This window comes from Aequitasia blattaphilus (genome assembly GCF_024721305.1).
Lineage (GTDB): Bacteria > Bacillota > Clostridia > Lachnospirales > Lachnospiraceae > Aequitasia > Aequitasia blattaphila.
In genome coordinates this window covers 12,070-27,184 of sequence record NZ_JAMXOD010000028.1, presented here as the reverse complement: position 1 = coordinate 27,184, position 15,115 = coordinate 12,070, and the positions used below count along the sequence as shown (strand labels likewise).

At 37.6% G+C, this 15,115-nt stretch carries 9 protein-coding genes; all 9 read right to left on the bottom strand.

The window, feature by feature from the left end; all coding sequences use genetic code 11:
• Positions 1-195: 195 nt before the first annotated feature.
• The 9 genes from NHH15_RS13910 to gltB all read right to left on the bottom strand — a co-directional run bounded on the left by NHH15_RS13910 (position 196) and on the right by gltB (position 15,056).
• Positions 196-1,029 carry a DNA adenine methylase gene (locus NHH15_RS13910; RefSeq protein ID WP_262067258.1) on the bottom strand — a complete coding sequence of 278 codons (834 nt, stop codon included), beginning with the start codon at positions 1,027-1,029 and terminating at the stop codon, positions 196-198.
• Between the two features lie 18 nt (positions 1,030-1,047).
• The gene (locus NHH15_RS13905) at positions 1,048-2,517 is read right to left on the bottom strand and encodes a hypothetical protein (RefSeq protein ID WP_262067257.1); all 1,470 of its coding nucleotides are present in this window, start codon (positions 2,515-2,517) and stop codon (positions 1,048-1,050) included.
• A gap of 27 nt (positions 2,518-2,544) precedes the next feature.
• Positions 2,545-4,185: an AAA family ATPase gene (locus NHH15_RS13900; protein WP_262067256.1), complete on the bottom strand. Its 1,641-nt coding sequence runs from the start codon at positions 4,183-4,185 to the stop codon at positions 2,545-2,547.
• A gap of 395 nt (positions 4,186-4,580) precedes the next feature.
• Positions 4,581-5,498, bottom strand: coding sequence for a translation elongation factor Ts (gene tsf / locus NHH15_RS13895; protein WP_262067255.1), 918 nt, complete (start codon positions 5,496-5,498; stop codon positions 4,581-4,583).
• A 26-nt stretch (positions 5,499-5,524) separates the two neighbouring features.
• Positions 5,525-6,265: a 30S ribosomal protein S2 gene (gene rpsB, locus NHH15_RS13890; RefSeq protein ID WP_262067254.1), complete on the bottom strand. Its 741-nt coding sequence runs from the start codon at positions 6,263-6,265 to the stop codon at positions 5,525-5,527.
• A 176-nt stretch (positions 6,266-6,441) separates the two neighbouring features.
• Entirely contained in the window at positions 6,442-7,677 is a 1,236-nt protein-coding gene (locus NHH15_RS13885; protein ID WP_262067253.1) for a C40 family peptidase, read from the bottom strand.
• A gap of 127 nt (positions 7,678-7,804) precedes the next feature.
• The gene (locus tag NHH15_RS13880; RefSeq protein WP_262067252.1) at positions 7,805-8,920 is read right to left on the bottom strand and encodes a C40 family peptidase; all 1,116 of its coding nucleotides are present in this window, start codon (positions 8,918-8,920) and stop codon (positions 7,805-7,807) included.
• Positions 8,921-9,061: 141 nt separating this feature from the next.
• Entirely contained in the window at positions 9,062-10,540 is a 1,479-nt protein-coding gene (locus NHH15_RS13875; protein WP_262067251.1) for a glutamate synthase subunit beta, read from the bottom strand.
• Positions 10,541-10,553: 13 nt separating this feature from the next.
• Complete coding sequence (gltB, locus tag NHH15_RS13870; RefSeq protein ID WP_262067250.1) at positions 10,554-15,056, bottom strand: glutamate synthase large subunit; 4,503 nt, start codon at positions 15,054-15,056, stop codon at positions 10,554-10,556.
• Positions 15,057-15,115: the final 59 nt, after the last annotated feature.

Below are 15,115 nucleotides of genomic sequence, written 5' to 3'. Positions count from 1 at the left end.
GATTTCGCAACCGAATATTACATTGTGACTAAGATTCAATCACATTTGGTGGTAGTTTTATTGGTGTATCTAAAATAGGCATATGCCCATGAAACATTAAAAACGGCCCTATGTCTGAGCCAGAGCAGGATGCGTTAGCATCCCACCCCAACACTTGACATAAAGCCAAAAGCCACTTAAATATGCAAGTAGCTTTTACGTTGGAATAATTAAATTATCACTAAAAATGGCCAATTCGCGGCCCACCTTATTGGTTCCTGCACTATAGTTTATATCAATAATATCTTGCTGAAAATCCTCATATAAAATAGCAATTTCATCTACATGATCATATGTTGTTAGCCATCTATGATTCAACTGTACTATACTTTCTTTTAAATTAGTATGATCTTGAAAATCAAAAAAGTTTTTATATAATTGTTGCCCTTTTTTTACATAAGGGGGATCAAAATATACAAAAGTGTTATTGATAGGTAAATTTGCCAGGTTATCTTCAATGAATTCAAATACATCTAAATTAAAAACTTGTATTCGTTCACGCATTGCCGCAATTCTTTCTATTTTTCCTATTAAAGCTTTTCTGTTAAATCGGCAATCAATAGTATATTTACTCTGCTGTGCTCGTCCACCTATAATACCACCATTTAATATTCCAGACCTATTTGTACGGTTCAAAAAAAATGTTGAAAATCCCACTTCAAAAATAGTGTGTTCTTCTTGATGCAAATATATATCTTTTTGAATGTCCCATTCTTCAATTGTTACTTCAATTTCTCGTATCCTTTCACAAAATTCCTCCGAATTTTCCAGTATGGAATACCAAAAGGCATAAATTGCGTAATCATAGTCGTTTATAATTATGTTTCCGACTAATCCTTTTTGTAATAATCCAATTGCTAGACCACATCCACCAGCAAAGGGCTCGATATATGTTGAACCCAACAAATTATTTTGCTGAATAATTCTATTTATATACGGAAATAATTTCGCTTTCCCACCAGGGTAGCGTAATGGCGATGGTGATTGCATATACTTTTCCTCACTCTCCTATCGAATCAAGTAATTAAGAAACCCTGATAACCCGCGATTACTAAATGTATTTAACTCAATATTGGTAATTGTAACAACATTAGGGTGATGAATATTCAAATCTAAGTAATCCTTTATTGTCGAATCCCTATCAAAGAGAATCCCAAAAATCCTCAACTGTGTTTTATCTGTAAATAATACCTTTCTATTATTCCGACAATACACTAAGATTTCGCCTAATGCCGGATCTCCATTTGGATTCTTTCTTGTTGAACATAGTATACTCCAATGCCCTTGTTTATCCAAATAATATTTAAATACCTGTTCTATATATGCCCTTAACAGCATCCCCGTAGCAATAGGATAAGTAACATAATTTCCATTTGATGCCGCCTTTGAAAGCTTAATCAGTTCATTTCCTAATTTAATAATCCCATTACAAGTATTCGGGTCAACATGTGAATAAGCTAAATCTTCAAACAATTTCTTTCCACGTACATTGCCTTTATTAGCGCTCCTAGCCTCCTCTGTACTACCAGATTGATACTCTGCCTTTTCATTAACTGCTTTAGCTTCTTCGCCTCTATTCTCTTTAGCACTCTCTTTGCTCTTACTATTTTGAGAAATCGCCATTCTCTGGCTTTGCTCTTTCTTAGGCTCTTCATCAACACCTGACATGATATGTAATGACTTATACTGTTCATCTAATCTATCTATCCAATTCTGAATATCGGATACAGTATTTGTATTACGCGATGTAATACTTTTATTAACTAAATTATCAATTAGCAGACATATTTTTTCCGTTGTTTCATGAACATCATTTGAAAAACTAAGCTTTTCATCAACAATACCTAGACCATAGTAACTTTTTCCGACAGAAGAATCAACTATTCTTTTCAAAGTTGTTGTAAATCTCAAATTGTCAAATTGATATTGAGTATTGTCCCGTAAATAATTAACAATGTAATAAGAAATATTGGGCTCTGCTTGTTTTGTTCCTATTCTAAATCGATCTATGTCTAAAGCTCCCCAACCAACAAGACCTTCGCCCCCTAATTCACCTGCATGCCGTAAATAGGTCCAAAAATATGTATCTTCTTTTTCTTCATACATGGCACAATAGTAAGTATCGGGAATTCTAGTCAAATCATATTTATCCAAAAGCTTCTCAAACTTTTTATAATGTGATGTCTTACTAATAACAGAAATATTTTTAATGATCTTTAAGGCTGTTATGCGCCTATTACCTTCCATCACTACATACTCTGAACTTCCTTTTTCATATGGTACAATATTCGGCAGAATAGATGGATCTATCCCACCATTATCCAAAATACTTTTAGTTAAGTTATACACTTTACTCGGAAACCTATTTACCATTGTTTTTAATGCTTCAGCTTCATCTTTAACAGGATCAAAACGAAAATTATAAACATCTGGATGCAGTTTATCAATATGAACTTCTATATACTTACACTTACTCATGCTTATTCTCCTTTGTATCTATTCGGATTAAAAAGTAATCAATGGTAATGACTTTGCATCCAGTTTTTTATTTACTTCTCCTAAAAATTCCACCAAAAATTTTTGCATTATATCCTGATTATTTTTAGCAAAATAATTGACATATTGTTTAAACTTAGAATCCGATTTCGCCCAGTTTTTATATTTATCAACTTTATCTTTTTGCATTGCCTCAGCACTATAATCTTTTATTCCATAATGACTAAAATCGTTTGCGAAAGAAGCCTGTTCTGCTTTGAATTTTATAAAAAATCTATCGTCTCCAGGCAAATCATGAATGTATTTCACTATTTCCTTTTCTATTGGCATTCCATGAAAAGACGGCAAATGAAGGTAACTGACTTTTTTTGCTTTAAGGTCAGCCAAATCTACATCTGCGTCAAAAACCACTATTGAGTTTTCCAATAACTTTTCACCGTTTTTAATTAGTTTCTTGTAGGTAATATAACTTGTGCCTTTTCTATCAGAATCCATATCATGCAAAAAATCCAATTTCTTTAGTATTTCTCTTGAAGTCACTATCTTTTTCAAATAATCTACTGCAACTTCATCTTCGCAAAGTACATTCACTCGATATGCCTCTGCTAAACTATTCATACTTTCAAATGTCAACTCCTTATATGCCGTCTCATATGTCGGATTTTTTATAACATCGTAATTGTTATTTCTTACAAATGCTGTACTAATCATATTTACTACTAAACTATCCTTAGACGAAAATTCTTTTTGTTTCATTAAAGCATATTGAATCAAAAATAATGAATGAGTTGTTAAAACAACCTGTACTTTATGATGCTTCGACCAATTCAATATGTAATCCAGAAAATTCTTTTGCGCAATAGGATGTAAGGATGCTTCAATTTCATCTATACATAGTATTCCATTCAAACAATTATTATCACTTGCTCTATTCTTTACAAATGCATACATTTTATTCAGTATGTGCCCTATATTATCTTCTCCTGAAGAAATCGACATATAATCATAACTAGCATCTTCTGAAGGAGAAAATGTGTTTTTCCACTTTTTTTCTATGACTAATGATGGTTTTAAAAATTCTTCTTTTTGTATTACTCGACTATATCCATCAGCAACAAATTCTTGCAATCCTGTATCAGGCTCCTGCTTATCTTTCACTGCATTAGTTTCTACAATCGGATACAATCTCTTTAAATTCACGTAAGACGTATTTAAAAGAAAATTCCCCATTCCTGATTTATTATCCTTACCAACAGTTACCCTAAAACGCTTTTCTTTAACACGCGGATATACTCTTATAGGTTCTTCTAATTCTTCTCCCTCAATAGTCTCTGCCAACAGATTATAATGATAGGGTTCTACATCTTTATCTAAGCTAAGAAAAAAAACATCCTTCATATCTGTTTTTAAATCGTTTCCAAAAGAATCCTTAGCATGATTAGGTGATGAAAAAGGATGTGCAATAAGACCCAACATACATGATTTCATTGTTCCATTTTTGCCAGATATAATAGTCACCTGGCTTCCCAATTCAATTTTCTTATTTTCAATACTGCGGAATTTTTTAATATATATTCCGTTAATCTTTTTGAATTTAACATCCTTATTATTTGCGTACCCAAGTTCTCTTGCAGTCTTAAGTCCATCCATCTTTCTCTACTCCTATCGACAAATTAATACGAAAATAGTCTATCATAAATATGAAGATTTTGCCATATTTTTGTGTTAACACGGGATAAAATCCAAGATACATGAGTTACTTTGATACCAATATAGAAAGAGAGCATACCGAAGTACACTCTCCTCAACATCATTAGTTAAACAACCCGCCTGTAAGTAACACACAAACTTTGCCATCCACTTTCGTCAAAACTTTTTGACGAAACCACTGACGAATATTTGACAAAAATCGTCATGATATTCTGCACTATTTTATGATACTCTACATGTGTGCCAAAATCTTGCTGTCTGCTGATTTAACCAGCTCTCCCAGCCATTTTAACACTCTTGCTGAACTTAGCCTATTGTCCCCTCTGTTTTGCAAACTATTGTAACTGTGCTGCAACTTCTGCTGCAAAATCATCTTCCTTCTTTTCAATTCCTTCACCTGTTTCAAAACGGATGAAACGCTTGATTGAAAGGTTGGCATTATTTTCTTTTGCTACTTTTTCAACGTATTTTCCAACAGTCAAATCACTGTCTTGTACGTATACTTGATCTAATAAGCAGATTTCTTTTAATTCCTTGTTTAAACGTCCAATAATCATTTTTTCAATGATATTATCTGGCTTTTCAGGATTTTCTTCTTTTGCCTGAGCCAAAAGAATTTGCTTTTCATGTTCTTTGTATTCATCTGATACTTCCGCGTTTGAAACGTATTTTGGTCTCATAGCAGCAATTTGCATTGCCACATTTCTAAGAGCCGATCTGATTTCATCATTAACAACATCTGTATCTGCATCAACTAAAACACCAATTTTACCAACTCCATGAATATAGGAAACAATACATCCCTCTGATTCAATTCTGTCAAATCTTCTAATACTTAGATTTTCACCGATTACAGCAATCTTCTCTGTTTGAACTTCTTTAACAGTCTTTGAAGAATCTCCGTTCCATGGTTCTGCCATGAAGCCGTCCATATCTGTGCTCTTTGATGTAATAGCCTGAGAAACTACATCCTTAACAAATCCCTGGAACTCATCTGTTTGAGCTACAAAGTCTGTTTCAGAGTTTACTTCTGCGATAGCTGCTACCTTATCATCTTTTACTTCTGTCATAACAAGACCTTCTGCTGCAATTCTTCCAGCTTTCTTTTCTGCCTTTGCCTGACCATGCATTCTAAGATACTCTACTGCTGCATCTAAATTACCATCTGTTTCTGTCAATGCTTTTTTACAGTCCATCATTCCTGCGCCTGTAATTTCACGCAGTTCTTTTACCATGCTTGCTGTTATAGCCATTTTATTATCTCCCTTCGATTTCTTGATTATTCTGCTTCCACTGCCTCTTCTTCAGCAGCTTCTACGTATGCTTCTTCTCCTGTCGCACCTTGGTTTGCTTCAATAACAGCATCTGCCATCTTAGAAACAATCAATTTAACAGCACGAATTGCATCGTCATTACCTGGAATAACAAAATCAAGTTCTTCTGGATCACAGTTTGTATCCGCAATACCAATCAATGGGATTCCTAAAGTATGAGCTTCTTGAACACAAATCTTTTCTTTCTTAGGATCTACGATAAAGATTGCATCTGGAAGTCTCTTCATATCTTTGATTCCGCCTAAGTTTCTTTCAAGTTTATCCCATTCTTTTTTCAATTGGATAACTTCTTTCTTAGGTAATACGTCAAATGTTCCGTCTTCTGACATTCTTTCGATTTCTTTTAAGCGGTCTACTCTACTCTTAATTGTTTTAAAGTTTGTAAGCATTCCACCTAACCATCTCTCATTTACATAGTACATTCCACAACGCTCTGCTTCTGCTTTGATTGCATCTTGAGCTTGCTTTTTTGTACCAACAAAAAGAACGGTTCCACCATCTGCAACAACATCTGAAATTGCATTGTAAGCTTCATCTACTTTTCCTACTGATTTTTGAAGATCAATAATGTAGATTCCATTTCTTTCTGTGTAAATATAAGGAGCCATTTTAGGGTTCCATCTTCTTGTTTGGTGTCCAAAATGTACACCTGCTTCTAAAAGCTGTTTCATTGAAATAACACTCATGTTAATTTCCTCCATTTGGTTTTTCTTCCCCATAAATATCTTCCGAAAAAACCATGTACAGTCCTGTACAGGCACCCTTTTCGGTAAATTCATAGGTGTTTTTTTGCGACCTTTGAATAATACCATAAAAAACCCGTAAAGGCAAGTGTTTCTTGTCCTTACGGGTTATATTCCTTTTACCAATATCTTCGTACACCTAAAACAGTCTGATTATTCGATGCCGGTGAAGAAGTTTTAATTCCTCCTGCCGGATACGGTGCTGGATGAGAAGCATGTACAATTGTATTATTCCCAATGTATATAGCACAATGTCCCGGATAAACAATAATATCTCCTGGCAACATCTGTGAAAATTCTACTACCTGTCCACCATATAAAAAGGCATCCGATTGTCTCGGTGTAGAAATCCCTAACAATCCATAAACCAGGTGAATAAATCCCGAACAGTCCGTTCCCTCCGTTAGGCTATTTCCACCATATACATAGGGGCCACCAACATATTGCAGTGCTGTTGCTACGACTTCACCACCTCGTCCTGAATTCGTTGGTTGGGATGGTGTTGGCTCTGGAGTTGGCTCTGGCATCGGAGTTGGTTCAGGCTCCGGTGTCGGTACCACAGGTTCTGGTTCGGGCACCGGTGTGGGTACCGTTGGCGTAGGGCTTGGTGTTGATTCCTGTGCCGGTGTCGATGTTGAGGGTTGTGTCCCAGCCACAGTAGTACTGCTTGCAGTTGTACTATTGGTACTGTTGCTATTTGTATTACTTGCAACAACAGGTGTATATTGCGGCGTATTCGTAAGTTTTTCAACCGTTTTTTCCGCTTCTACGGTTGCCGCTTTTAGTTTTGTGTCAAAATCATGAATTTGGCTTCTCATAGAGGCTAAAGTTTTTTCGAGATTATCACTTTGCTCTTCCATAGTCCGTGACATATGCTCCATTTTACCTTTTTCAGCCTCCAACCCCACCATCAAGTCTTCAACTTGCTTTTTTGTTGCAATATACTCATTCAGCATATCCCGATCGTATTTATTCACCGAGGTTATATACTCTGTCTTATTCACAACCTCTGCAAAAGAGGCTCCACTTGCCCAAATTTCAAAAAAACTGACATCTTCCGTCTCATACATATAGCGTATGCGCAGCTTCATATCCTCGTACTGCTTCTTCTCATCTTTTTTTGCAGACTCCAATTCTTTTTTTGCTTTCTCAATCTGTTTGTCTTGGTTTTTAAGATCAATTTCCAGTGCCTTTTGTGACACCAAAAGATCAACCAGAGAGGCATTCACAGAGTTTGCTGAATTCTCCACTTCTTGCTTTTGTGCTTCAACTGAAGGTGCTGCAACTGCTGATGTACATAAAAAAGCACTCACCACAATAGAAGTGATGAGTGCACTTAGCATCCGTTTTTTCATAATCTCACCCTTCCTTATCAATTATTCATGTTAAAATCCCCATTTTAACACACGTCTCCCCACGTGATAAGGTAAGAGTACTATATTTTTCAGATAATTACAATACGTTTTATAGAATTTTTAGTTTTTACCAAAACCTTACAAATGTACCACCTCGTAAAGCACTAACTTTTACAACATCTCCTGGCATTGGAGCCTCGATCATCTGTCCTCCACCAATGTAGATTGCTACATGTCCTGGTGTCCATACGATATCTCCTGGCTGACCATCACTTACGATTTGTCCTGCCGCCATTTGTGCTTCTGAGTTTCTGGGAATACTAATTCCTGCGCAAGCATGTGCGTACTGAGTCAATCCTGAACAATCAAGTCCTGATCCCGGTGATGTTCCTCCCCATACGTAAGGCACACCCAACTGACTGTATGCTGCACTTACAATTGTTTGTGCTGCTGATGTATTTCCTGGAGTTTCTCCGGCCGGTTGACTCGGTGCTGGCGTTGACACACTTGGTGTCGATGTACTCGGTGTTGAATCATTAACCGAAGTGCTATTATTGTTATTATTTGCTGCTTGCTGAGCCGCTGCTGCTTCTGCAGCCGCTTGTCTTGCCGCTTCCTGTCTTGCAGCCTCTTCTGCCTGTCTTTGTCTTTCCTGTGCTTCTGCAATCGCAGAGTTTAAAGAAGAAACATCGCTTTGAGCTGAGTTCAGTGCTGCGTTTACACTTTCCTTTTCAGCATCAAACTGTACTTGTAATGCTTCTAAATTGTCCATCTCTGTTTCAAGAGTAGCCTTTAAGTTTTCTACTTCTTTCTTCGTATCAACATATTCTTGAAGCATTTTTCTATCATATTCATGCACGTTCTGTACATAGTCAGCCGCATTTACCAAATCAGAAAATTTTTCCGATTCAATGAAAGTAGCCCATACATCTAAATCTCCTTGTTCATACATGAACTTAATACGGAGTCTCATATCTTGATTTTGTTCTTCTTCTTTTTCTTGTGCAGCTTCTAAGTCTGCTTCTGCCTGTAAAACCTCTTCGCCTTTTGCGGTAAGGTCTTTCTCTAATTGTCCAATCTTAGTGATTAATTTTGATAAATCGCTTTCCAAGGAGTCTACTTGCGCTTCCTTTGCTTTCTTTTGTTCCTGTAAATCTGAAACGGATGGATCAGCAAATACAGGTGTAACGAGTAAGCTACTTACCATAACTGACGCTACTAAAGTTCGTACAATTTTTTTCATTTTTTTATCACCTATTCGTTTGTTTTTTACATGTCACTATGGAATAATTCCATATCCAAGGTTGATTATAGACTATAATTAATTGGATTGCAAGCTTTTTTAACATTTTCGTAACATTTGTAACATTTACTGTAAGATGATTTATTGTACAATCAGGTTTGTAAATCCCATTAAATCTGCATCTACCTCTTTTGCCACTTCCTGTCCTTCTCGAATTGCCCAGACTACCAGCGACTGACCCCTTCGCATGTCTCCAGCCACAAACACATTTTCACAATTTGTTCTATAAGAATTTTCTTGGGTGCTCACATTCGTTCTCTCATTTCTAGATACCTTAAATGATTTGGCCACATACTCCTCACTTCCCAGGAAACCTGCTGCTATCAAACACAGCTCAGCAGGCACTCTATACTCGCTCCCAGGTACTTCTGCCATCATTCTTCGTCCAGACTTTTTTTCTACTTCTGACTTTAGCTTTACTAAAACAACTTCTTTGAGCTGTCCTTTTTCATCTTTCACAAATTCCTTAACCGTTGTTTGATACTCTCTTGGGTCTTTCCCAAAAACTGCAATAGCCTCTTCCTGTCCATAATCAGTTTTAAGAACAAGAGGCCACTCCGGCCATGTATTATTTTCATTTCTTTCAAGACTAGGTTTTGGCATCATTTCTAGTTGCAAAACAGATTTTGCACCGTGTCTGATTGAAGTTCCCACACAATCATTTCCAGTATCTCCACCGCCAATAACCAATACATTTTTATTCTTTGCCGAAATATAAGTGCCTTCTTCCATATTTTTTGTAGTTGACTTTAGAAAATCAACAGCAAAATATATTCCCTTCGCTTCTCTCCCCTTCGCTTTGATATCTCTGGGGTTCGATGCGCCACAAGTCAAAACCACCCTGTCATACTCTTTTATTAAGGTTGCACCTTTTTTATCTTTGCCCACATTACAATTTAGAACAAACTCAATCCCTTCTTCTTCCATAATACGGATTTTCCGGTCAATCACCTTTTTCTCCAGCTTCATATTCGGTATTCCGTAACGAAGAAGCCCTCCAGGTTTATCTTCTCTTTCAAAAACGGTAACGCTGTGGCCTCTTCTATTCAACAGCTCCGCCGCTGCAAGTCCTGCCGGACCTGACCCAATGATTGCAATCCGTTTTCCTGTCCGCACCTTCACTGGTCTTGCTTTTGCATATCCTTCCTGATATGCATTTTCAATAATCGCATATTCATTTCCTTTAATCGAAACTGCTTCCTGGTTTAACCCACATGTACAAGCCGCTTCACAAGGAGCCGGACACACTCTTGAGGTAAACTCCGGAAAACAATTCGTCTTTTTCAGGCGCATATATGCTTCCTTCCAATTCCCTCTAAAAATCAAATCATTCCATTCCGGCACAAGATTATGCAAAGGACATCCACTTACCATCCCATTCATGATGGCACCAGATTGACAGAAAGGAACTCCACAAGCCATGCATCTTGCTCCTTGTTCCTCTTGTTCTCTTTTCGTCAGTGGCGTATGAAATTCACGATAATGCTTGATTCTATCTGTTGCTTTTTCTGCCTTCTTATTCATTCTTTCATATTCTAAAAAACCCATTATTTTACCCATGATTTGCCACCTCCTATTTTTGTCCTTTCAGAATACTAAAAGCCTCGATTTTCGCCTGATCCCGATTCAATCCTTGTTCTTCTAATTGCATGATTTTCGATAACATTCTTTCATAATCAACTGGTATAACTTTTTTAAATTTGGGCAAGTACTCCGTAAAATTATCTAAGACCTCTTTTCCCATTTCTGAATTCGTATTCTTTATATGTTCTTGAATCATTTTCTTAATTTGATCAATGTCATATTTTGAATGAACTCTTTCTATGTTTACCATTTCTTTATTTACATTTAAGTAAAATTCATTCTCTTTATCTAAAACGTAGGCAACTCCTCCACTCATTCCTGCGGCAAAGTTTTTCCCAGTTCCTCCCAGTACTACTACGATTCCACCGGTCATATATTCACATCCGTGATCTCCTACGCCCTCTACTACTGCATATGCACCAGAATTTCGGACAGCAAAACGTTCTCCTGCTATACCGTTAATATAGGCCTCGCCGCTGGTGGCACCATAAAGAGCTACGTTTCCTATTATAATGTTTTCGTTTGCTTTAAAGGATGCACTTTTTTGTGGATAAACAATTAATTTCCCACCTGACAAACCTTTTCCAAAGTAATCATTGCTATCACCTACTAATTCTAATGTCATTCCTTTTGGAATAAAGGCTCCAAAGGATTGTCCCCCTGCACCATTACATTTTATTACATAGCTGTCTTCTTCTAGTCCATCTGGATAGCGTTTTGTAATTTCAGACCCAAAGATTGTGCCCACAGTACGGTTTACATTTGTTACTTCTATTTCAATACTTCTTTTTTGCTTCTGCTCTAAATATGGAAGTAATTCCTTCACAAGAATTTTTTCGTCTACTGTCTTTTCAAGGGCAAAATCATAAGCCATTTTAGGATTAAAGGTTTCATTTTTATCTTCTGCTCCACAAATGATTTTTGATAAATCCAGGCTTTTTGACTTCTTTGAATAGGAAGACTCTTTCACTTTAAGAAGATCCACTCTTCCTACCATTTCATCAATTGTACGCACACCAAGCTTTGCCATATGCTCTCTCAGATTCTCAGCAATAAAGCGCATAAAATTTTCAACATACTCCGGTTTTCCAGTGAATCGTTTTCGCAGCTCAGGGTTCTGCGTTGCCACACCTACCGGACAAGTATCTAAGTTGCAGACCCGCATCATCACACAGCCAATGCTCACTAACGGCGCCGTTGCAAATCCAAACTCTTCTGCTCCTAAAAGAGCTGCAATTGCCACATCTCTTCCACTCATCAATTTTCCGTCTGTTTCCAAGCGAACTCGTTGTCTCAATCCATTTTGCATTAATGTCTGATGGGTTTCTGCCAGTCCTAACTCCCATGGCAGCCCTGCATTATGAATAGAACTCCTTGGAGCGGCTCCTGTTCCGCCATCATAACCTGAAATCAAAATCAGACCTGCTCCTGCCTTGGCCACACCTGCTGCGACTGTACCAACTCCGGCTTCCGAAACCAGCTTCACTGATATTCTTGCATCTTTATTGGCATTCTTACAATCATAAATTAACTGCGCCAAATCTTCTATTGAATAAATGTCATGGTGAGGTGGTGGTGAAATCAGGCTCACTCCTGGAGTAGAATGTCTTGTATTTGCAATCCAAGGATAAACCTTTGTTCCAGGTAAGTGTCCTCCTTCTCCTGGTTTTGCACCTTGTGCCATTTTAATTTGAATCTCTTTTGCATTTACTAAATACCGGCTGGTTACTCCAAAACGTCCGGAAGCAACTTGTTTAATGGCAGAGCATCTGTTGTCGCTTAAACGGTCAATCTCTTCTCCACCTTCTCCACTGTTTGATTTTCCCTGCAAACGATTCATGGCAATCGCCAAGGTTTCATGAGCCTCCTTCGAAATCGAACCGTAGGACATCGCACCCGTCTTAAAGCGTTTTACAATCTCTTCAACACTTTCGACCTGGCTAATATCAATACCTTTCTTCGGATACACAAAATCAAGCTGACCTCTTAAGTTGATTCCTTCCCCTTCTTTATCCACAAGCCCTGTATATACCTTAAATAAATCGTAATCTCCTTTTCTCGTTGCCTCTTGCAGCAAATGAATTGTCTGTGGATGGTATAAATGCTTTTCACCACCGCTTTTTGACTTATGCTGTCCGATACTATCCAAAGTAACATCTACTTCCAATCCAAGAGGATCAAAAGCTTTTTGATGATTTGTCATATAGTCGTCTGCAATTTCTTCAATTCCAATTCCACCCACACGACTCACAGTGTCCGTAAAGTATTTATCAATAAACTCCTGCTTTAATCCCACAGCTTCAAAGATTTTTGCTCCTTGATAGGATTGAATCGTTGAAATTCCCATTTTCGATGCAATCTTTACAATTCCATGAAGGATTGCATTATTGTAATCATTAACGGCTGCATAATAGTCCTTTTGAAGCATGTTTGTATCAATAAGCTGTTTAATGCTTTCATGAGCCAAATAGGGATTGATTGCACAGGCTCCATATCCCAGGAGAGTTGCAAAATGATGCACATCTCTTGGCTCTGCAGTCTCCACAATAATCGCCACCGAAGTACGCTTCTTTGTGCGGACAAGATGTTGTTGTAAACCTGAGACAGCAAGAAGTGCCGGAATCGCAATATGATATTCATCTACGCCTCGGTCAGACAGAATCAGAATACTTGCTTTTTCCCGTATTGCACGGTCTACTTCGATACACAATGCATCCATTGCCTTTTCCAAATTGGAATTTTTAAAGTAAACTGTCGAAATCTCTGCAACCTTTAGTTCATCCACTTTCATGCCTTTGATTTTCAACAAATCTGTACCTGTTAAAATCGGATTATTTACCCGAAGCATCTTACAGTTTTCTTCCTTTTCCTCCAGAAGATTTCCATCTGCTCCGATAAACACAGTGGTGGAGGTAATAATCTCTTCCCGAATACAGTCAATGGGTGGGTTCGTCACCTGGGCAAATAGCTGTTTGAAATAATTCGATAAATTCTGAGGATATCGGCTCAACACAGATAGCGGGGCATCCACACCCATGGCGGCTGTTGCCTCCACTCCATTTTGTGCCATGCTCAGGATAGAAGTTTTAACGTCTTCATAAGAGTACCCAAAAGCTTTTTGAAGTTGCGCCGTTTCCTTTTGTGAGTATGAAACAACTTTCTCATTTGGAATCTTAAGGTCTTTTAAATGAATTAAATTTGCATCCAGCCATTCACCGTATGGCTCTCGCTTCGCGTAAGTTTCTTTCAACTCATCATCCGCAATTAACCGCTTATTAATTGTATCTACGAGAAGCATTTTTCCTGGGTGAAGCCTTTCTTTTACAACAATTCTAGATGGCTCTATATCTAAAACACCCACCTCCGAAGATAGAATCAATGTATTGTCATCCGTAATATAATATCTTGATGGACGAAGTCCATTACGGTCTAAAACTGCTCCCATGTAGTCTCCATCACTGAACAAAATTGAGGCTGGACCATCCCATGGCTCCATCATCGTCGCAAAATACTGATAGAAGTCCTTTTTCTTCTGGGACATATTCTTTGTATTTACCCAAGGTTCCGGTATTGAAATCATCACACTTAAAGGCAAATCCATTCCGCTCATTACCATAAATTCAAGAGCATTGTCTAACATAGCTGAATCAGAACCTTGAATATTAATCGCAGGTAAAACCTTATGAATATCATTTTTCAAACATTCAGCTTCCATATTTTCTTCTCGGGCGCGCATCTTATCCGCATTTCCTCGAATCGTATTGATTTCACCGTTGTGTACAATAAATCGATTCGGATGCGCTCTTTCCCAGCTGGGATTCGTATTGGTACTAAACCGTGAATGCACCAAAGCAATCGCAGATTCATACGCTTCGTCTTGCAAATCGTGAAAGAATAGTCGTAACTGATCAACCAAAAACATCCCTTTATACACAATCGTTCGGCTAGACAGAGATGGAACATACGTATTATCACTAGACTGTTCAAAGATACGACGTACAACGTACAGCTTACGATCAAAATCCAGACCTCTCTTTACATTTTGTGGCCGTCTTATAAAGCCTTGAATAATACATGGCATACATTCTCTCGCTTTGCTTCCCAAAACATTAGGGTAGACTTCAACTTCTCTCCAACCCAAAAATTCCATTCCTTCTTTTTTAACAATTACCTCAAAGATCTTTTTGGCTTGATTTCTTTTCAGCTCATCTTGAGGAAAGAAAAACATACCCACACCGTAGTCCCGCTCTTCTCCCAAAAAAATACCGAGGGGATTTACGACCTTACTGAAGAACTTGTGCGAAATCTGTAACATGATTCCTACACCGTCTCCGGTCTTCCCCTCGGCGTCTTTGCCGGCTCTATGTTCTAATTTTTCTACAATGGTTAAAGCATCCGTCACCGTTTGGTGCGTCTTCATCCCATTGATATTCACCACTGCTCCAATACCGCAGTTGTCATGCTCATAGGACGAGCGATATAAATTACTCATATAAACAGTCCTTTCAAATTTGTATTTTCTAAAATACTACCTCATCTTTTTGAATTTGT

Bases quoted from the DNA above. Each gene is read 5' to 3' on its own strand.
- NHH15_RS13910 (WP_262067258.1), bottom strand. From the start codon at position 1,029: ATGCAATCACCATCGCCATTACGCTACCCTGGTGGGAAAGCGAAATTA.
- NHH15_RS13905 (WP_262067257.1), bottom strand. From the start codon at position 2,517: ATGAGTAAGTGTAAGTATATAGAAGTTCATATTGATAAACTGCATCCA.
- NHH15_RS13900 (WP_262067256.1), bottom strand. From the start codon at position 4,185: ATGGATGGACTTAAGACTGCAAGAGAACTTGGGTACGCAAATAATAAG.
- tsf (WP_262067255.1), bottom strand. From the start codon at position 5,498: ATGGCTATAACAGCAAGCATGGTAAAAGAACTGCGTGAAATTACAGGC.
- rpsB (WP_262067254.1), bottom strand. From the start codon at position 6,265: ATGAGTGTTATTTCAATGAAACAGCTTTTAGAAGCAGGTGTACATTTT.
- NHH15_RS13885 (WP_262067253.1), bottom strand. From the start codon at position 7,677: ATGAAAAAACGGATGCTAAGTGCACTCATCACTTCTATTGTGGTGAGT.
- NHH15_RS13880 (WP_262067252.1), bottom strand. From the start codon at position 8,920: ATGAAAAAAATTGTACGAACTTTAGTAGCGTCAGTTATGGTAAGTAGC.
- NHH15_RS13875 (WP_262067251.1), bottom strand. From the start codon at position 10,540: ATGGGTAAAATAATGGGTTTTTTAGAATATGAAAGAATGAATAAGAAG.
- gltB (WP_262067250.1), bottom strand. From the start codon at position 15,056: ATGAGTAATTTATATCGCTCGTCCTATGAGCATGACAACTGCGGTATT.